19 protein-coding genes and 1 tRNA gene are annotated in these 19,692 nt (G+C 43.8%); 5 read left to right on the top strand and 15 right to left on the bottom strand.

Going from position 1 to position 19,692, the window contains the following annotated elements:
* Positions 1-5 precede the first annotated feature (5 nt).
* The 4 genes from G460_RS0107540 to G460_RS0107520 all read right to left on the bottom strand — a co-directional run bounded on the left by G460_RS0107540 (position 6) and on the right by G460_RS0107520 (position 2,947).
* Entirely contained in the window at positions 6-962 is a 957-nt protein-coding gene (locus tag G460_RS0107540) for an NAD(P)-dependent alcohol dehydrogenase (RefSeq protein WP_026954778.1), read from the bottom strand.
* Positions 959-1,666 (bottom strand): DUF4386 domain-containing protein, encoded by a 708-nt coding sequence (locus tag G460_RS21615; RefSeq protein WP_035464090.1) that lies wholly within the window; start codon positions 1,664-1,666, stop codon positions 959-961. Before G460_RS21615 ends, G460_RS0107540 begins: the two co-directional genes overlap by 4 nt.
* A 100-nt stretch (positions 1,667-1,766) precedes the next feature.
* Complete coding sequence (locus G460_RS0107530; RefSeq protein WP_169817503.1) at positions 1,767-2,693, bottom strand: AraC family transcriptional regulator; 927 nt, start codon at positions 2,691-2,693, stop codon at positions 1,767-1,769.
* Positions 2,694-2,873: 180 nt separating this feature from the next.
* Positions 2,874-2,947 (bottom strand) — tRNA-Asn (locus tag G460_RS0107520).
* A 370-nt stretch (positions 2,948-3,317) separates the two neighbouring features.
* Here G460_RS0107520 and G460_RS0107515 point away from each other — a divergent pair.
* The 3 genes from G460_RS0107515 to ctlX all read left to right on the top strand — a co-directional run bounded on the left by G460_RS0107515 (position 3,318) and on the right by ctlX (position 6,509).
* Complete coding sequence (locus tag G460_RS0107515) at positions 3,318-4,607, top strand: Gfo/Idh/MocA family protein (protein ID WP_026954776.1); 1,290 nt, start codon at positions 3,318-3,320, stop codon at positions 4,605-4,607.
* An 81-nt stretch (positions 4,608-4,688) separates the two neighbouring features.
* Positions 4,689-5,567 carry a hypothetical protein gene (locus G460_RS0107510; protein WP_051315963.1) on the top strand — a complete coding sequence of 293 codons (879 nt, stop codon included), beginning with the start codon at positions 4,689-4,691 and terminating at the stop codon, positions 5,565-5,567.
* A gap of 3 nt (positions 5,568-5,570) precedes the next feature.
* Positions 5,571-6,509, top strand: a complete 939-nt coding sequence (gene ctlX, locus G460_RS0107505; protein ID WP_026954774.1) for a citrulline utilization hydrolase CtlX — start codon at positions 5,571-5,573, stop codon at positions 6,507-6,509.
* Here ctlX and G460_RS0107500 read toward each other — a convergent pair whose 3' ends face one another.
* The gene (locus G460_RS0107500) at positions 6,510-6,860 is read right to left on the bottom strand and encodes a DUF1801 domain-containing protein (RefSeq protein WP_026954773.1); all 351 of its coding nucleotides are present in this window, start codon (positions 6,858-6,860) and stop codon (positions 6,510-6,512) included. It abuts the gene before it with no gap.
* Between the two features lie 138 nt (positions 6,861-6,998).
* Positions 6,999-8,342 (bottom strand): adenylosuccinate lyase, encoded by a 1,344-nt coding sequence (purB, locus tag G460_RS0107490; RefSeq protein ID WP_026954772.1) that lies wholly within the window; start codon positions 8,340-8,342, stop codon positions 6,999-7,001.
* A gap of 211 nt (positions 8,343-8,553) precedes the next feature.
* Between purB and G460_RS0107480 the strand changes: the two genes are divergently transcribed.
* Both G460_RS0107480 and G460_RS0107475 read left to right on the top strand, forming a co-directional pair.
* The gene (locus G460_RS0107480) at positions 8,554-9,660 is read left to right on the top strand and encodes a ferredoxin--NADP reductase (RefSeq protein ID WP_026954770.1); all 1,107 of its coding nucleotides are present in this window, start codon (positions 8,554-8,556) and stop codon (positions 9,658-9,660) included.
* Between the two features lie 12 nt (positions 9,661-9,672).
* Positions 9,673-10,155: a hypothetical protein gene (locus tag G460_RS0107475; RefSeq protein WP_157366886.1), complete on the top strand. Its 483-nt coding sequence runs from the start codon at positions 9,673-9,675 to the stop codon at positions 10,153-10,155.
* Between the two features lie 294 nt (positions 10,156-10,449).
* Here the strand turns inward: G460_RS0107475 and G460_RS0107470 are convergent, their stop codons facing one another.
* From G460_RS0107470 to G460_RS0107430, 9 genes are all read right to left on the bottom strand, one after another.
* Positions 10,450-11,379 (bottom strand): DUF4097 family beta strand repeat-containing protein, encoded by a 930-nt coding sequence (locus G460_RS0107470; RefSeq protein ID WP_026954768.1) that lies wholly within the window; start codon positions 11,377-11,379, stop codon positions 10,450-10,452.
* Positions 11,380-11,392: 13 nt separating this feature from the next.
* A complete protein-coding gene (locus G460_RS22635; RefSeq protein WP_051315962.1) occupies positions 11,393-12,220 on the bottom strand; it encodes an outer membrane beta-barrel protein in 828 nt (275 codons plus the stop codon).
* Positions 12,221-12,268: 48 nt separating this feature from the next.
* Positions 12,269-13,306 (bottom strand): hypothetical protein, encoded by a 1,038-nt coding sequence (locus G460_RS0107460; RefSeq protein ID WP_026954767.1) that lies wholly within the window; start codon positions 13,304-13,306, stop codon positions 12,269-12,271.
* A gap of 33 nt (positions 13,307-13,339) precedes the next feature.
* The gene (locus tag G460_RS0107455; RefSeq protein WP_026954766.1) at positions 13,340-14,122 is read right to left on the bottom strand and encodes a hypothetical protein; all 783 of its coding nucleotides are present in this window, start codon (positions 14,120-14,122) and stop codon (positions 13,340-13,342) included.
* Positions 14,115-14,684, bottom strand: a complete 570-nt coding sequence (locus G460_RS0107450) for an RNA polymerase sigma factor (RefSeq protein WP_026954765.1) — start codon at positions 14,682-14,684, stop codon at positions 14,115-14,117. The genes G460_RS0107455 and G460_RS0107450 overlap by 8 nt, the downstream gene beginning before the upstream one ends.
* A gap of 253 nt (positions 14,685-14,937) precedes the next feature.
* A complete protein-coding gene (locus tag G460_RS0107445) occupies positions 14,938-15,408 on the bottom strand; it encodes a hypothetical protein (protein ID WP_026954764.1) in 471 nt (156 codons plus the stop codon).
* A 12-nt stretch (positions 15,409-15,420) separates the two neighbouring features.
* Entirely contained in the window at positions 15,421-16,821 is a 1,401-nt protein-coding gene (locus tag G460_RS0107440; RefSeq protein ID WP_026954763.1) for an MBL fold metallo-hydrolase RNA specificity domain-containing protein, read from the bottom strand.
* A gap of 65 nt (positions 16,822-16,886) precedes the next feature.
* A complete protein-coding gene (locus G460_RS0107435; RefSeq protein ID WP_026954762.1) occupies positions 16,887-18,851 on the bottom strand; it encodes a PspC domain-containing protein in 1,965 nt (654 codons plus the stop codon).
* A 54-nt stretch (positions 18,852-18,905) separates the two neighbouring features.
* A complete protein-coding gene (locus G460_RS0107430) occupies positions 18,906-19,235 on the bottom strand; it encodes a PadR family transcriptional regulator (protein WP_026954761.1) in 330 nt (109 codons plus the stop codon).
* Positions 19,236-19,692 lie beyond the last annotated feature (457 nt).

Raw genomic sequence — 19,692 nt, 5'->3', positions numbered from 1 at the left:
TTGGGTTAAATAGTAATGACCAATTTCCCTGAAATTCCACTTTTGCCTAACATTTCCATAGCTTCAGGCACATCGTCCAGGGTAAAAGTTTGTTGGATATTGGGGGTAAGTTTGCTCTCCTCGGCAAGCTTTGCGATAAATTGCAAATCTGCCTGATTGGTCTTGGCAAGAAAGTTTTTCACCTTTTTTCTCTCCAACAATGAGATCCAAGGACCCGTGATCATAGCCTCAGCAGAAAAAGCACAGGCAATGTATCTTCCATTTTTTCTCAAAATTTTGGTGATTTCATGAATGGATTTATTTGCTACCATATCCAAGATCAGGTCGTACTTTTCTTCCGTTTGGGTGAAATCAATCAAACTGTAATCGATTACCTTATCGGCCCCAGATTTTTTGGCTATTTCCCTGTTTTTGGTACTGCAAACTGCCGTGACATTAGCTCCGAAAGCCTTGGCGATTTGAATAGCATAATTGCCCACTCCGCCCGATGCGCCATTGATCAAGATGGATTCTCCAGCGGCAATTGACCCGGTATTTCTTAAACCCTGCAGGGCTGTGACTGCTGCCATGGGCAAGGAGGCCGCTTCTTCAAAACTTAGGTTGGATGGTTTTTTGGCAAATAAAGATTCTTCAGCTACCGCATATTCGGAGAAGCCTCCGAATCCAGAGCTGGAAAGATCTCCGAAAACTGCATCCCCAACCTGAAACTGGCTGACTTTGCTACCCACCCTTTCAATGATACCTGCTACATCAGCGCCCAAAATTTGAATGGAAGGCTTGAATAGTCCGGCCATCAGCCTGACTGGAAAAGGAGACCCACTTAGGATAAATAAATCCGCCTTGTTGAGTGAGGCCGCCAATACTCTTACCAAAACTTCATTGTCTTTGGGCTCTGGTTTGGGGACTTCCATGAGTTGCAAAGTAGATGGAGGGCCATAGGATTTGTTTACGATGGCTTTCATATCTGTAGAGATGGAGTGGTGGAGGACGATTTCTTTTTTCCTTTGATCAGGAGGTAAAGTGCAAGCTCTACTTCTCCCAATGCTGCTGCGATTCCCACTGTCCAAGCCAGCCAGTATTCATTGCCGGGGAATAGGAAGTTTCCAAAAGTTTCCATGAGATATCCGATGGCTGCTATCCCCATCAAGATACCCAGGATTTTAGGAAGAAGCCCAGATTTATAAAGTTGAATTCCCAATAAGGCACAATGTACTCCGAAAAACCCGCCTGCCAACAAATAGCCATAGGTGTGAGCATCTATGAATAGGTAGCTGAACGCTTCTATCTGACTTGCTTCAAAACTGTTAAGAATATCACTGTTTTGGAGAACGTGCAGTGCCATGTAGTGGTTGAGTAAGTTGATTGTGCCTATGGCTGGATGTGCCAAAATCCGAAGCGAAGACGAGATCAATGCCAAGGTTTTACCATAAGGTTTTAGCAATTGGTAGAGTAAGACGGAGATAACTGCGTCCAGAATAAATGCAGTTAGATCGGCGAGCAAACCCAGTCTAAAGAGGTTTTCGTTTTCTAAGATTTTGGTAGCTGTAGCCAGAGGGTCTCCGTCTATGTGAAGATTTGTCCTGACATATCCCTGGCTAAATCCGGCAAGAATAATCACTAGCAGATACAGAAATCCAATGAGTCGAAAATCGTTTATCTTTTTCATAATCCTGTTGTTGATGAATGACAGGAGTAAAAATACTGGGATGAAAAAGGCTAGGCTTGACGCTTTGGGCCAAAAAATTGACACTTGAGGCCAATTTGTTTCAGAAGGATTTTCTAAACTCTTGAGGCGATTGATCTGTCCATCTTTTGAAAGCTCGGTTGAAAGCACTTTGCTCCGAAAATCCTGTTTGAAAGGCAATCTCAGCCATGGTAAGGGAAGTGTTTTTCAGAAGTTCGGTGGAGATCTCCTGTTGAATGTTTTGGACCATCTCACGAAAAGTCAATTGGTTGTCGGCTAGTCTTCGTTTGAGTGTTCTGGGACTCAGGCGGAGATGTTCCGAAACCTGAATCATGCTTGGAATTCCACTGGGTAAAGCTTCTGTGAGCAGATTTTGAATTTGGAGGATCAGTTGATTTTTGTTACTTGTCAACCCATCCTTTTCCTCAGTCATCCGATCGACCAGGTACTGATGGATGCTTTTGTCAGCTTTGATGGTTTTGGTTTCCAGAGATTGGGTGTGAAAAGTCATAGAGTTGTGAGGAGCATCAAAAAGTACAGGAAACTCTAATTCTCCGAAAGTTGCATTGGAAGCTCTTTTGGAATGTTGAAAGGTGATTTTGACAGGTTTGATTTCTATTCCACTTACCTCTTTCAAAATGCCCAGAAGCATGATAAAGGAAACTTCGTTGGCCACTTCGATTCCCAAACGGGGACTTTTGCGATCGAGTAGGATGGTGGTTTGGCCTTTTTCCTCCTGCTGCATGACCCGACCCTGATCGGTAATAAGAATCATAAATCGCTCCAGTCGGTCAAAAACATCCTTGGCTTGCCAGCAGGTTTTCCAAGAAAGTCCCAAGGTACCATAATCATCAGAATTAAGTTGTTTGCCTTGACGAATGCTGAATCCGGAAGCGAGGTTTTGGCTGGCCCATTCGTAAATTTCATAGAGCAGTTGAATGGGAAGGTGTTTGGACTGCTGTTGGATTTCCCGCTGGGCTAGATGGTTTTCAAAAAGTTGTATAGGCATTCCTTCATTGATTGCAAGGCTTTTGGCTTTGTAATAAATACTGGAACTGACGAAGTGCATCTGGAGAAGTCTTGAAGACTAATAATACCAAAATGATTTAGGAAAAGCGAATTGGGGAAGTTTGTAAATGCAAGAGTGTTCTAAAAACGAAAAAAGCCACTCATTTCTGAGTGGCTTATGCTCCCCCTCTTGGGCTCGAACCAAGGACCCCATGATTAACAGTCATGTGCTCTAACCAGCTGAGCTAAGGAGGAGTTTATGTCTTTCGCTAACCGCGTTTGATTAACGTGATGCAAATGTAGAAGGGTCTTTGATTTTTTCCAAACATGTGCCTTAAAAATCTTTCTTTTTTTACTGTCAGGTCACTTTTCCTCTTCTATCTCAGGGACTTATTTTTTAGCATAAATGTCTGATAATTCATGATCACCCGTCCATTCTTGCTACTTGAGGGCTTTTTGCTAAATCTGCACCAAAATAGAATGGAACCTGAACTGTCGAATGGATGAATTCACTTCCATTAACTAGGCAATAGTACCGTTCTGTTACTTTCCTTGAGTGGCAAGTCATTTCATTTTGGAATTGCTAATTTCAAAGCTAGACTTCAACTCATCCTAATCTATCAGCATGAACTCAAATTTTAACCGCAGAACTTTTCTCAAATATTCCTCTCTCGCAGCATTGGGCGTTCAATTTTTACCTTTTCAAGGATTAAAGGCGGCTCCTTCCGATAGAGTACGGATCGCTCACATCGGTTTAGGTGGCATGGGACTCAACCATCTCCGTTGGTTTGCCAATCTGCCGGAAGCTGAAATAGTCGCACTATGCGATGTGGATACCCTCAGAGCTTCGGAGGCTTTGGCAAAATTGAAAGAAATACATCCTGATTCCAAAGCTCAGGTTTACCAGGATTTCAGGCGTATTTTGGAGAGGGATGACATCGATGCTGTGACCATTGCCACTCCAGATCATTGGCATGCGCAAATTGCGATTTTAGCATTTCAGGCCGGAAAGGACGTCTATGGAGAAAAACCGCTGTCTTATTCTCAAAAGGAGGGGCTATGGATGCAGAAATCCCAGCAGGAAACGGGAAGGGTTTTTCAATTGGGAACCCAAATTCATGCGGGGGACAATTATCACCGTGTGGCTGAAATAGTGAAATCCGGCGTACTGGGTAAGATCAAAACAGTGAGACTTTGGAAGACTGGCGAACCCCCTTTGATTGAAAAGCTCAACTATCAAGCTCCTCCATCCAATTTGGATTGGGATATGTGGCTAGGTCCGGCACCTTTGGCTGATTACGCTCCTGAGAAATGTCACTTCACCTATCGCTACTTTATGGAATATTCTGGTGGGGTTTTCCAGGATTTTTGGTGTCATATAGCGGACGTGGTCTGGTGGTCCCTGGAGCCAGAAGGACTCAAAAAGATTCATGCGAGAGGAGAGGAGTCAGATGGTGTGGGAGATACTCCCAAGTGGATCAATGTGGATATGAATTTTAAAAAATTGGATTTACACTGGAGTTCTGTCAGGCCTGATGTGCCGGGAGAAATCGGGCAGAGCATAGGTGCCTATTTCGAAGGAACGAAAGGAACTTTGATCTGTGACTATAGCAAGAGAGAAATTAGGATAGACGGAAAGGTGATGGAGGATATTCCTGAAATTCCTCAAACTATCACCCGGTCGCCAGGGCATCAGCAAAATTTCATAGATGCAGTCAAAGCAAGAACGCAGCCTGAGTCTCATCTGGAATATGCCAGACAAATGGTGATGCCGATGCATTTGGCGATGATCTCCTATCAGCTGCAGGAAGAGTTGAAATGGAATGCTAAAAAAGAAGAGTTTAAAAATAATGATGCAGCTAATTCAATGCTCCTCAGGCCGTATAGGGAAAAATGGAATTTGATCGGGATCTAAGTGAAACCAAACTTGCAGATTTGATGTCTTAACTGGAGACTGGCAATGGCTCACTCCATTTCCTAAACTTTTACTGGAATTATGATGAATCGAATTTTAGTGGTGTTTTTGTTTTCCATGCTTTCCCAAATAGGGATGGCTCAGGAATTTCCTGTTTCCAATGATTATTTTGAAGAGGGGCAGGCGATGGGAACAGTTGGAAATCCTGTTTTGGAGGAAATCAGCGGAATAGCTTTCTCAAAAAAACATCCCAATTTGATCTATGCGCAGACAGACAGTGGAGGAGAGGCCGCAGTATACCTGTTGGATTCTTTGGGTAAAGAACTGGGGAAAATCAAGCTGCTCGGGGTAAAAAACAGAGATTGGGAAGATATCGCTACAGCTAAAGGACCCGATGGGAAAAACTATATCTACGTGGCCGAAATTGGGGATAATGCGGCGATTCATCCGTCTATCTTTATCTATAAAATTCCAGAGCCTGACCGGATTGAAAAGCTTTCGGAAGTTGCTCCTGATGTCTTGGAGTTGGAATATCCTGGAGGAGCCCGAGATGCCGAGACACTTATCGTAGATGAGTGGGACGAGCAGATTTATATCCTTTCTAAAAGAGATAAGAAAAACAACATTTATAGCATAGCCTGGGATAGTTTTGGAAAAGGAAAGACTTTGGAGCTCAACAAAGAACTGGAGCTTCCGGTCACTTCCTCTGTCGCCGGAGATGTGTCTGTCGCAGGGGATCAAATCTTGATCAAAAATTACCTTGCCATCTATTATTGGGAAAGAAAACCGGGGCAGACGCTTGTAGAAGCTATGACAAAGGACCCGGTCAGTCTCCCGTATGTGCCGGAGCCTCAGGGCGAAGCGATTACTTTTTCACCTTCAGGAAAGGGCTTTTTTACGATTAGTGAAAAACGATTTAATATTGTGCCAGTACTATACCGATACGCATCCAAACGCTAATCTATGCAGACTACTTCCTCTATTGTGATGGTGCGCCCGGCTCATTTTGGATTCAATCCAGAGACTGCCGAAAATAATTTCTATCAGCACAGGGACGAAAGAAGTGTGGAGGAGATACAGGCTTTGGCTCAAAAAGAATTTGATGGTTTTGTCAAGCTGTTGCGGGATCAGGGAATTAAAGTTTGGGTGATCGAGGATACGGATCAACCTATCAAAACAGATGCTGTTTTCCCCAATAATTGGTTTAGTACACATCCGGACGGTAAGTTGATTTTATACCCCATGTTTTCTCCCAATAGGAGGCTTGAGCGTAGAAAAGACCTGATAGAGCAATTGATAGAGGATGGCTTTCAGGTTAATGAGATTCTGGATCTGAGTTTTTTTGAGCAGGATGGGCAGTATTTGGAGGGGACAGGAAGCATGGTCATGGATCATGAGGCCCGTGTGATCTATGCTTGCTATTCCGAGCGGACCCATGCTGTGCCTTTGGATTATGTGTCCAAACTCTTAGGATATCGCTTGATGAGTTTTGAAGCGCAGCAGGAACTCGCTGGTAAGCTTTGTCCGATCTATCATACCAATGTAATGATGCATGTAGGTTCTGACTTGGCGATCGTCTGTTTGGAAAGTATCACCAAGGCTGCTGACCGCCTGAAGGTGCAGCAAAGTCTGACGAGTTCGGGAAAAAAGGTAATTCCGATCACTTCGAGGCAAAAATTCAACTTTGCAGGAAATATGCTTGAGCTCAGCAACGATGGAGATGAGAAATTTACTGTCATGTCCCAAACGGCTTATGACTCGCTGAGCGTAGGGCAGATCCAAATCATTGAAAAATACACCACCATCATCAGTCCACAGATTCCAACCATTGAGAAATTGGGGGGAGGAAGCGCCAGATGCATGATTGCTGAGATTTTTTTGCCTTACACGCGTAAGTACTGATTAGTAATTAGCTCGAACTGTCAGAGCCTCATCCAATAATTCATTCACTGTATCCAAAGGAATATCTTCCTTAGAATCCAGCTGAAAATGCTTCATTTTGGCCCTGTCTCCAGATTCTAGGAGTGGGTTTTTCATCAAAAGGCCATCCACAAAAAGAATGTAAGGTTCCTTGGATTTTTTGTCCTTCCACAGGTATATCCATGGTCTGGTATCCAAAACAAAACAGGGCATTCCGTACTTTACAGTTTCAGATACTCGACAGTCAAATTCAAGAATCATAGATCTCAAAGCCAAAAAACAACTCTTTTGAGGCTCGGGTTGTATGTCGAAAAATTCTTCAATGGATTTCATTAAAATGACTTTGGATAAAAGTATCAAAAAAAGACCTTCAAGGAATTCTTATCCTCAAAGGTCTTCTTCGGCCTAGTTCGTGTTACAAACTCAACTTTCAAGAAACAGTGAGTGGAGACACTCACTGAGGCGAATAAATTAAATCCCGGTATAATTGAATGGGGAAATTGCTTTCAATTCACCTTTCAAGATATCTGAAATAGGAAGTCCATCGATGAAAGTGGCAATAGACTTTTGCGTAATCTTTTCATTGGTTCTGGTCAGATCTTTCAGCGCTTCATATGGCTTAGGGAAACCTTCTCTTCTCAAAATTGTCTGAATCGCTTCAGCTACTACCGCCCAGTTTTCTTCCAAATCCGCATCAATTGCCGCTTGATTCAATTCTAGCTTGCCCAATCCTTTTTGAAGAGATTCCAAAGAAATCAGCATATGAGCCAAAGGAACTCCTATCACTCGCAACACGGTACTGTCGGTCAAGTCTCGCTGAAGTCTTGAAATCGGAAGTTTCGCAGCCAAATGCTCCAACAAAGCATTGGCAATACCCAAATTCCCTTCTGCATTTTCAAAATCAATCGGGTTGACTTTGTGAGGCATGGCAGACGAGCCTACTTCACCGGCTTTGATCTTTTGCTTGAAATAATTCATGGATACATATTGCCACACATCTTTAGAGTAATCCAGTAAAATTGTGTTGATACGCTTCAATCCATCAAATACCGCTGCCAAGTTGTCATAATGCTCAATCTGGGTAGTCGGGTAGCTTCTTTCCAAGCCCAAATAATTGTCTACGAAGTTGAATGCGAAATCATTCCAGGCGATGTCAGGATAAGCCACATTATGAGCATTCATATTTCCTGTAGCTCCACCGAATTTGGCGGAGTAAGGGACCTGCTTCACTAGATTTAACTGCTTTTCCAATCGAACGATAAAAACTTCGATTTCCTTGCCCAAGCGGGAAGGAGATGCAGGTTGTCCGTGGGTTTTGGCTAGCATCGATACATTCTTCCAGTCTGCAGCGTAGATTTTTAGTTTTCCGATAACTGCTTCCAAAGCCGGATAAATCACTTCTTCCAGACCTTCCTTGAGCATCAAGGGGGTGGAAGTGTTATTGATATCTTGAGAGGTCAAGCCGAAATGGATGAATTCTTTGTACTGCTCCAAACCCAGTCCGTCAAACTTTTCTTTCAAGAAATATTCTACAGCTTTGACGTCATGGTTGGTGACTTTCTCAGTTTCCTTGATGGTCTGAGCATCCTCCAGTGAAAAATTACCGACTATGGCCCTCAAATCTTGAAAAAGGTCAGAATTGAAATCTTTCAATTGGGGGAGAGGTAGCTCACATAGGGCGATGAAATATTCTACTTCCACATGAACTCGATATTTGATCAGGGCATATTCTGAAAAGTAGGCTCTCAAAGGTGCCGTCTTACCGGCATATCTTCCATCTACGGAGCTGACAGCTGTCAGTGCATTTAATTCCATTGTTTATTTTTTTCGGGTATTGGCTTCCAAAATTTTGAGCTGCAATTTAGCTCATTGCGGTCAAAATAGGCTCCTGTGAATGAGATTATTCGACCAAAACCAAACTTACTTTGTCCAATTCTGGTTTTCTTGGTGAATTTCTCAGGAATTAGGTCGATTCTGATTCCTGAGCGATTAATTTTGCAGCCTACTCCAAGAATCACCGATTGAAATGTTTAATTTCTTTAAGAAGAAAAAAGAGGAAGTAAAGAAGAAAAACTCCTTCATCCCCCTGAAAGTCCGGGAAGTAATTCGCGAAACTCCTGATACGGTCAGTATTTATTTTGAGCAGCCAGAGCCTTTTTTGGAATACCTGCCAGGTCAGTTTTTGACTTTGGTGATGGATCTGGGTGGCAAAGAGCAAAGGAGATCTTACAGTCTTTGCACCTCTCCCTATGTGGATCCTTTTCCAGGGATTGCTGTGAAAAGGGTAGAAGGAGGACTTTTTTCCAATCATTTGAACGATCATATTTTCCCGGGTAAGACGATCAATGTCATGACTCCTCTGGGGAATTTCACGACTGAATTTCATTCCAAGAATCAGCGCCACTTCATTTTGGTAGCAGGAGGGAGTGGGATCACTCCGATCATGGGAATCATGAAATCCGTTCTGGTCAATGAACCCAACTCCATCATTACCTTGATCTATTCCAGCAGAAATGAGGAGCAGATTATTTTCAAAAAGCCTTTGGAAATGCTTCAAAAAGGCAATCCTGATCGGCTTAAAATCATCCACAACCTCAGTCAGCCGTCCGGTGAATGGACTGGGCCGAAGGGACGTCTCAATGCGGATACTTTCCGGGAGTATGTCAGCAATGCGGAATACGAGCAGCGCTATGAGGAAATCTATTTTCTCTGCGGACCGGATGGGATCATGGAGACAGCCAAATCTGTCTTGCAAGATATTGGAGTTCCTGAGGACAGAGTTCACCATGAGAGCTTTTTCTCAGCCTCTGCCCAGCTGGCCCATGACAATGCATTGGCAGGGATCAATTCGGGTGTTTTGACCCGAGATGTCAAGATTCAGGTGGAGGGAGAGGAGTTTGACGTGACTGTGACTCCAGATAAGACCGTATTGGAAGCAGGGCTGGATCAGGGAATCAATATGCCCTATAGCTGCCAAAGCGGACTCTGTACAGCCTGTAGAGGTAGACTGCTCAGTGGAGAGGTGAAAATGGATGAAGATGCCGGCCTGAGCGAAAAGGAAAAAGCTGCTGGTTATGTGCTTTGCTGTGTGTCCCGACCTATGACGGATGATGTCAAAATCACGATAGAATAAATCCGCTTGGTTTTGGAACAGTTGAAGAAGAAATATAAAAGTCTGGAAGTGGTGATATTGATCCTGATGGTGGTCAGTTTGCCGCTGTTCGGAATGGTATATCTGTACTACAATTCAGGCAATATGGATTGGGGATTGCCCGCACTGCCAGATTGGGCGGATGGTTTATTGTATGGAGCAGGAATTGGACTATTGGTGGTGCAGTACTTATTGTTTCATAAAAAGCTAAAGGACACCTCCCAAAGAGAAGAATTGAGTGAGAAGCTCCACGAGTATCTAGAGGCAACACGGGTTAGGTTTTTGATTCTTTTTACGACATCTCTGATCAGTACAGTAGGACTGCTATTTTTCAAAAGTCCTATGTATGTGGTGATTTTTGCCGTGACCTTGCTTTTTTATTCTTTGGCAAAGCCTACTCCAGACAGAATTAAGCGCTTGCTCAAATTGAGTAAGGAGGATGCTGAAATTGTCAAAGAAATCGCAAGACCTTCCTGAAAAAAATAACTCTAGTGTTTCGCCTGCATTCGTGTCCTCACGAATGCTTCGATCAGGTGAAGGGATCTTAGGCATTGGTGAGATTTTGGTAAAAAGAAAAAACGCTTTTTCAACTAAAAAATTTCCTTTAAATCCTTTCTGCTTACAGTAGGAAGGTCTCCGCTAAATTGTAAAGAATATTTCCCCATTTGGACTGAGCGTGGAGACACGCTCAGGGGCGGTTAGACCTTCCTGATCAAAAAAATAGTCTCAGAATATCCGAGACTATTTTTTTTGAATAAAGACCTAAAAACATCAATTATCAATGGTAATACCTCCAGAAGAGATACTGCCTTTGATGGTGTTGGAGGCGCCATTGTCGATCTCCAATGTCTTTCCTGTGCTGATTCCTCCCACTTTTAGATTACCGGAGGAAGCTTTCAAGGCAAAATTATAGCCTTTCAGATCCGAGTTGGTCTGCACTCTGAAATTACCGGATGTGCCGGAAAATTCCGTGTTTGGCCCCAAGCCGGCACCTTCCGCACGAATATTTCCTGAGGTGAATTTGAGCAGTCCCAACTGGCCAATATTGTTGAGTTTTGCATTGCCTGAGGTAAGGCTGACACTCAATTCTCCTTCTACATTCTCAGCCTCCAAGGATCCACTGGTTGACTTGTAGGCCAAGTCCCCGGAAATATTGAACATATCGGCATTGCCAGAGGTCATGCCAGCCCTCACGTTGCCATTGACTCCGTCTACTTCCAGGTTGCCAGAGGTGGCATTGATCATGAGGTCACCTTGTATGTGGGAGGCGGTGATTTTTCCTGAGCTTACTTTGAGGTTGGTTTCATCATTGCTGACACGGTCTACTACCAGATTGCCCGAGCTATTTTTGATATTCAGATCTATCGATTCTGGACCTGTAATTTTAATCCAACCTTTGGATCGGGAATTCCAGGAGCCATTTCTCGAGCTTCTTTCATAAGAGATTTTCAGCACATCTCCCAAAGTGACAAATACGATGTCTTGATCGTCGTCTTCTGAAGCCAAATAAGCCTCGACCTGTACTTCTGAGGAGGTTCCTCCTTGGTAGCTCACATCTAGCCATCCACCTTGAATCTCGATAGTCTTGACTCCGGGATAGGCTCTATTGACGTCTACCAGCACATTGCTTTGTGCAAAGGCCAACGTACTCACCAGTACGAAAGTGAGTGAAAGGAAAAGGTTTGTCCAAGTTTTTTTCATAGTGCTGCTGTATTTAGTTGACTCGTAGACCGAAACTCATCGCCTGAAGCTCAGGTCCAAGTCCGGGTTGGAAAAGATCGTTTAGGTCGTAATTGAAGAAAAAGGTGACGTCTGCTATGCCGATTTCTCCTCGGAGCCCGTAGCGGAAATTTTCCACATACATATTTGATTTGGTATATTCTTTTTGTTTGTCACCATCGAGGTCATCGTAGACGTACTTGCCACGCCCACCGATGCGGTAGCCGGCATAGCCTCCTGCTCCGAATCTGAAATTGCCATTGTTGGTGCGGACTGTCGGGATGATGGTCAAGGTAGCGTAAGATGCTGAGATCTTAGATTTGGTAGGAGTGCCCTCAGGTCCATCTGGTAGCTCGTCAAAATTGACAAAATCCAATCCGTCTGGATTTTTGACTGCAATGATGGTTTCATCGTCAAACTTAAAGTTGTACCAGCTCACTCCCAATGTAGACCTCAGATGAAAGTTTTTGCTGGGTTTCCAGGTGCCGACAGATTGCAAGGAAACGAACCAGCTGCCCCATGGCTTCACTTGAGGAGCTCCTTTGTCATTGGGATAGATATTGATTCCGACTTCTGACTCTAGGAAGTTGTAATCGAATTTGGTAGCCTTTTTCTTGGATGAGTAGACTTCAGTATAGTCTCGGCTTTCTTCTTCCCACTCGTACACTTTGGTGCCATCTTCATATTGGATGACTTTCCAGGATTTACCAAAAATGGTATAGGTCTTTTCTCTTTCTGCTACTTTGCTGGTGTCCGATGACTGTGCATAGACTCCTAGACTGAGAAGTGAAAAGAATGCGATCAGTAAGTTGATTTTTTTCATGTTGGTTTAGATAAAAGTAGAAGGAGGGGAGACATGCTCCCCAATTAGTTAGAATACTATTCCGAAGGTGATTGGATTCAGCTCAGGACCTTTTTGATCTTGGAAAAGAGAGTTGAGATCATAGGTAGTAAAGAAATTCACCCTTCCAAAACCTATCTCTCCCCGGATACCGTAGCGGAGGTTTTCCAGATAGAGTCCGGTATCTTGCTTGTCCTTTTTGCGTCCGGATCCACCCAGTTCTCGGTAGACAAACTTGGACTGACCGCCCAGACGATAGCCTACATATGGTCCTGCTGCGACTCTGAGACCTCTTCGGCCATTGTCATTCATTCTTCCAAAATCCAGCTCCAGCATGGTGGTGGCTGTGATGTAAGAGGCGGAAATTTTGGATTTGAACCCATCCACGTCTGTTCTTTGGATAAATTCGATCATGTCCTCTCCTCTGACAGCTTGGAAGTCCCGGTTTTCAAATTTGAAATTGTAAAACTGAAAGCCTATCCCAAAGTCCCAATAAAACCCTTTGGAGATTCGCTGAGCGGCCATCCAGTTGAGGCCGACATTCCAGCTTCCCCAGCCTTTCACCGCATAGGGCTTGTCTGAGGTAGGAAAACCGCCCTCGGAGGACAGGTAATTATTGACACCTAGATCGATATTGAAAAAGGTTCTGAAGGGAGGGTCCGAGTTTTTTTTCTTTCCTCCCGGTTCTACTTTGACTTTGGTATTGGGGCCGGATTCATCGACATAGATGCGCATGTTTCCGATTTGAACTTCCGTCTCTGGGCCGTCTTCCCGGACTTTGACGATTTCTTTGGATGAGCCATCTTTCATTTTCATTTCTACGATGGTCAGTTCACCAGTTTCTTCATTTTCTTCCAAATCCAGTGATCGGATGATCTCATTGATGTTCATGGATTTGAGTTTTTCGAAGTCCTCTTTATTTTCTACGAGGATGACTACTTTTCCGGATTTACCGAATTCGATGACCACCGAATCTTGATTGATTTTGTGATCGATGGCTGGCATTTCAGAGGCGTAGGCCATCTGTACCATCGCCATCAGGCAAAATAATAGCAGGTATCTTTTCATTTTTCTTCAAATAATGGGTTGGTGATTCTTTTATTACTCTTCTTCGGTCACTTTGTCTCGTTTGGCGGTCAGGTTGTTGAACAGGTTGCTTTTGGCATCCTGAATATTGGCCAGACCTTCGTCTACTTTTCCAAGAAAACCTTCGACTTGATTGACCTTTTTGCCGATTCCGGCTATCAGGTTTTTGTCTTCTTTGATTCCGTTGGAGTAGATCGTCACTTTGTAGGCAGGCTCTTCCTCGGTCTTGGTTTCTACTGTGGCTACAGCTTGATTGAGATCCAATGGTTTCAGTTCAGGTATTTCTTTCTCGATCAGCAATGGCTCAATGGCTTTTGACTTATCTTCTTTTTCAGAGTTAGCCGCTGGAGTTTCACTTTGTGCGATCAGGTTTTGTGTAGTTGTCAGCTCTTCTTTTTTGTTTGCTTTCTGAGCTTCCTGTGTTTTTGGTGTTTGAATAGTTGGTTTAGTCTCCGGAGTTTTTTCTTCGGTAGAGAGGTTGTTCTCTTCTTCTGGATTTTCGGGTAGAGGCTCTACCTCTGGGGTTTCGGGACTAGTATTTGGAAGTTCTGTTTGCGTATTTTCTGTCAGGAGATTTTCCTCAGGGATGGTCTCGTCACCAGACCAGAGTCCTGTACCCACAGAGAGGAGTATCAGGAGGACCGCAGCCGCAGCCCACCAGTAAATGCGGGTATGAGACTTTTCTTTTTCTGGCAGTTGGTTTTCCAGTCGCTCCCAAGCCAATTGACTGGGTTTGACTTGATGATTTTCGAGTTTTTCCCGAAACATCCGATCCATACTTTCATTATTTTTAGCCATTGATTCTCCTTTCTTTGAGTTGTATACTGGCAATTTTTTCCTTCAATACATTCCTGGCACGATTCAACTGGGATTTTGAGGTGCTTTCGGTGATTCCGAGGAGTTCTGCAATTTCCTGATGCGCATATCCCTCTATCGCATAGAGGTTGAATACCGTCCGGTAACCTACCGGTAGACTCTCTACCAGTTCCATCAGATCCGCCGTTTCCAAATCCGTAGATTCGTAGTGGTGATGCTCATATTCATGGTCATCTTCCACATTGACTTCCATCATGAGATGACGATTGCTTCTCAATGTCATCAAAGACTGAGTGACGACGATCCGTTTCATCCATCCTTCAAAGCTTCCTTTTGCTTGATATTGGGGAAGCTTATCGAAGATTTTCATAAAGCTTTCTATCATCACATCCTCAGCATGCTCCCGATCTTTGAGGTATCGGATGCAGATCGCCAGAAACTTTCCCGAATAGGAGTCATACAGGTGCCGCTGGGCTGACCGATCACCCTTGAGGCATGCTTTGATTAATCCTGATTCGTTTGAAAAGTTTGTTTTGCCGAACATTCTGCTGAGCTTTCAAATAGGTAGATGTGGGTTTGTTAAAAAACGTTGCATCCAGATCTAAAAAAACTATAAAAAAATTTAAAATTCATATAATACTCAGTAAATCAAGTGGATGTGGTTTGGGTGGTAGGTGAAAATCGGAACCGATTCTGGTTTTGTTGATTACGTTTTCTCCCTAAAAGAGAAAAAGAAACCTAAATTTCAGGTTTCTTTTTCTTAAAATCTAGTTTATCCAAGAGATAAAAGCGACGCTTTAGTAGACCGCTTTGTAATTGATCACAATGTCCAGCAGAACCCATTCACTTTCTTTGATAGTGACAGGTTGGATGTTGCCGTCTCCATCAAAGATATTTGCAAATAGCCCGTTTTCTTCCTGAGTAAAAACTGAATATCTGCCAGGGTTTAGCTTCAATTGATAGTGTCCGTTTTCGTCTGTTTCTACTGTAGTCACAGGATCACCATTGATGGTGGTAAAAACACCATTTTCCATCTTGGTGTCGGCCACATTGGTGAGCGGGTAGATCAAAAGGGTTCTCTGTACCTTGTTTTGAGTAGGAGTGTTATCTTTTTTGCTGCCTTCATCATCGGAGATACTGGGCATCTGATTTCCTTCCAGCCAGGAGACAGTGCCTGTGATTCCTTCCCCTTCAGGTTTGATAGGTTTGCAATAGGCCAATAGCGTGATTACTAGCGTGACAAGAAATAGGTTGGTGAGTGTTTTCATTTCAAAAAGGATTTATATCCCTTCGAATAGCACAAATGATTCCAAATATTGAGGAATGATGGTATTCCATCCATTTTCTTCTTTCAATTTTTGAGAGAGCACCGCCGCTCCGCGTCCTTCCCCATGGATGATAAAAGTCAATTTGGGTTTTTCGCAAAATCCATCGGCCCATTCTAGCAGTTCTTCTTGGTCAGCATGGGCACTGAGTCCTTCTATTTGGTGAATTTTTGCCTTGACTGGCACTTCCAAACCATAGATTCTCACGCTGGGTTCTCCTTCGATCAGTCTTCTCCCTCTAGTTCCTTCTGCTTGGTAGCCCACAAATATTACCCCGTTTTTTTCATGAGGTAAGTGGTGAAATAGGTGATGGAGAACTCTCCCCCCGGTGGCCATGCCTGAGGCAGATATGATGATCGCACGGCCCCGATACTCATTGAGTGACTTGGATTGTTCTTGTTTTTGGTAATAGTGGAGCTGATCATGGTTGAATGGATGCTGATTTTCTTGCTCCAGCATAGCAGCTAATTGATGATCTTTTCCATAGTCCAGGTATACTTTGGTCGCATTGATCGCCATGGGCGAATCCAGAAAAATGGGCACTTTTGGGATTTTACCTTTTTTCATCAGCTGAAATAAATAGTATAGTACCAACTGGGTGCGCCCTACTGCGAAGGAAGGAATGATGACCAGCCCGTCCCGATCAAATATATCTCGAATTGCTCTTCCCAACTCTTCCTCTGGTTTGGTCTTGGGAGATATTCGGTCTCCGTAGGTGGATTCTATCCATAAGATATCAGCTCGAGGTACCAAAGTGGGCGGGTAGAGTAGAGGGTCATGAAATCTTCCCAAGTCGCCTGAGAATACGAGGCGTTTTTCCTGTTGATCTCCCCGGATGAGGATCTTGGTGACAGCCGCACCTAAAATATGTCCAGCGTGATAGTAGGTCACCGTAATGGTGGGATGAATCTGGAAAGGCTCTTCAAAAGGCTGGGGCACTAGAAGCGGAAATACTGCTTCTGCATCCTCTATTGTATACAGTGGCTGAGGGTCGCTGTGTCGGGAATAACCTTTCTTTCTGGCGTACTCAGCTTCTTCTTCCTGCAATTTTGCAGAGTCTAAGAGTAAGATTTTGGCGAGTTCGGCCGTCGGTTCTGTGCAATAAATAGGTCCACTGAAGCCTTGTCTCACTAGTCTGGGCAAATAACCTATATGGTCCAAGTGCGCATGGGTGATGATGATGGCTTCCATGTCCTGAAGTGGCATGGGGAATTTGTCCCAGTTTCTCTCTCGGAGGTCTCTAGGTCCCTGAAAAAGTCCACAGTCTACCAGAAACTCAAATTCGCCCAGATCGATCAAGTATTTGGAGCCGGTGACAGAGCCCGCTCCACCTAAAAATTTTACAGTTACATCCATGGTTTATTGCTTTTGCCATAGAAGATACAAAAAAAGAGGCATCCAAATGGATGCCTCTTGATTATTTAGTCCAGACTGTCAGGTTCTTGTCTGAACTTGACTCTTGAAAGACTGTCCAGAGTTTCCCGGTTTTGCTTTTCCAGTTCTTCGTTGGCGGCCTCTTCTTCCTCATCCATGGTTTCATTTTCATCGGATTCAGATCTGCAAGTCAGGCAAACCAAGCCGGCCTCATTGAATGCCCAAATGGTGGAAGAATTGACATCTGAAGAGCGATAGCCATTTCTATAAATCGTATTTCGGATGATCTCCAGTAGGGACCGCTCCATGATAAACGGTTTTTCGTAAGGCACCTTCAAGATCAGGTTGAGTTTTTGGTCCCGGAACATGTCCAGATTACTGATATCAAACCCTTCTTCGAAAACTACCACTGAATCAGTCACAGCGACAGAATAATCGAATTTTTGGGCATTGGCCAGCGCTTCAGCTTTAGTTTTTCCTCTTGAGAAAAAGTCCTTGTCCAAAACAACCGAAGAGTCAGCCGTTCCTTCTAGCTTGAGACTGACATGGTTGAAGGACGCTTCATCGCTGATAGGATTCAGTCTCAAAATTAGGATCCCATCAGCAGGATTGAGGACTTCGGAGGTTTTATGCCAGTTTTCTTCCTTGAACTGAGCCACAATTCTCGGGATCTGGAATGCGCAGATTCCGAAGCAAAGAAGCCATATCGCAAAAGCTACCAGACCAAATCGGTTGCCGACAAGGTTCTTTTTGCTTAAGACACTCAGGCCCAGCATCAAAATGATGATCCCCGGAATGATGAGTAGCAAACTGGCTCCTACTGCCAACCAGATAGGGACGATGTTAGAAAACAATTCGATGGGGAAATTGTCCATCAAGGCCTGGTAGTCGTCAGTGGCAAAGAGGCCTAAATACACTGCCAACGTAAATAAGGGAGTGATCGTCAATACCATTCCAATCAAGAATATCACCAAGCCAAAGAGTACTCTCAATACAGAGATAATGAAAACTCCCAATGGGCCCAAGGCTTTGCCGATCGCTTCAATGGCCTGTCCTAACACCCGAAATGGAGCCATCAGTATTTTTCTGGTTTGAGATTCCGGTTTGGGAGGGATAGGATTTAGGTTTTCTTTCAGCGTAGAGTCAATATTGTCCAGAGTGATTTCTCCACCTTTCATCCGGATGCGCTCAGTAATAGACGTGGCAACTGGGGTGATGATCCATAAAATCAGATAGATCAATACACCTGATCCACCTGCTAAGGTCAATACCACAAACGCGAGTCTGGTCCAGATCACTTCGATACCGAAGTAGGCAGCCAAACCGCTGGCAACACCACCCACTGCTTTGTCATCAGGGTTTCGGTAGAGTTTTTTGATGTCTTTGTCCTCCTCGATGTCATAAGAGACTGGTAAGATGATCCACATCACGATGTATGCTACGATTGTGAAAAATCCCAGTCCCAAATTGAAGCGGAAATTGTCCCAAGGGAAGATGTCGAAGACATCAAAATGAAAATTCAAATTGCCAGAAAACAAGAGCAAGATGGCAATCAGACGAGTCCAAAGCGGATCTATGGCAAAATAATTTGCCAAACCTGCACAAACCCCCCCGAGGATTTTGCGAGGTTCGTTTCGCATCAGCTTTTTGTAGCCTTTCTTATCGGAATTGGGAGGGGTGACATACTTGTAGTAGTCCTCAGAGTTTTTGGGCTTGTCATCCTCAATGGTTTCATCCAAAGTCTTTTCTACCGAAACGAAATCGGCGATGGTTCCCATTTTTTCAATAAGCTTGTCCACATTTTCAGCAGTGATGACTTGCTTGTTGTTTTTGAGATTGCTCAGAAAAATCTCCGCTATTCGATTTTCGATATCAGAGATGATTTCCTGGTTGTCTTTGTAGGAAGAGAAGTGTCGATTGATGGCATCAAGATACTTTCGGAGTGTATCGTAGCCGTCTTCTTCGATGTGGAACAAAATCCCACTGATATTGATGCTTATGGTCTTTTTCATTGTCATTTCAGTTTTGGTCGGCTTTAGCAGGGCGATTTGCTACTGGTGCGATGTTCAATTCTTTGAGGTGATTTGATGGGTTGAATTGACCAGAGAAGTCCAAGTCTCGGAGAGAGTACCCAAGAAAGACTTCCCGTCTTCTGTGATGGAATAGTATTTTCTGGGAGGTCCTGATTCGGATTCCACCCAGCGGTATTCCACCAGAGCAGCAGATTTGAGCCGATTGAGTAGGGGATAGAGTGTTCCTTCTACTACGATCATCTGAGCTTGGGTCAGCTCATCGATCAGGTCTGACGTATAGACCTCACCCCGGGAGATGATGTGCAGGACACAAAACTCCAGAAGTCCCTTGCGCATTTGAATTTGTGTGTTGGCGACGTTCATGATTCGTGGTTCATTTCTGAATGGGAGATTTTCCCGATAGTCCTAGGAATGGAAAAATGATACCAATCTTTTCCAAGCTACCTTGTATTGCCTAATTCCTTGCTATAAATATGCTCTAGGTAATGCAGAATTCTGAAAAATGTGCCTCTATAGGTCATTTAGGATGATTTGTCACGTTGGTCTTCGTTTGAAAAAAATATTTCAGGTCTTTTTTATCGAAGTTTCTAGTTCGTTTGCTGTCGAAAATGCGTACATCAAAGTGTCCGATGGCGTACAGGAAGATCTTTTTAGAAGTTGGAGATTTGAGACAAACTGCAAGACCAGAATAGTCTGGAGAGCAAAGAATCGGGAGAGGTAGAAGCACTTGATCTCAGTACTTTTTTCAGGGAGGATCTCTCAGGCTTCAAATTTCGAAATCCTATTCCCGCTTCTCAAAAGAATTTGGTTATTTTGGAAT

It is taken from the genome of Algoriphagus vanfongensis DSM 17529 (genome assembly GCF_000429465.1).
In the GTDB taxonomy this organism is placed as follows: domain Bacteria; phylum Bacteroidota; class Bacteroidia; order Cytophagales; family Cyclobacteriaceae; genus Algoriphagus; species Algoriphagus vanfongensis.
The sequence above is the reverse complement of the archived record's forward strand: the minus strand, read 5'-3'. Positions and strand labels throughout refer to the sequence as shown.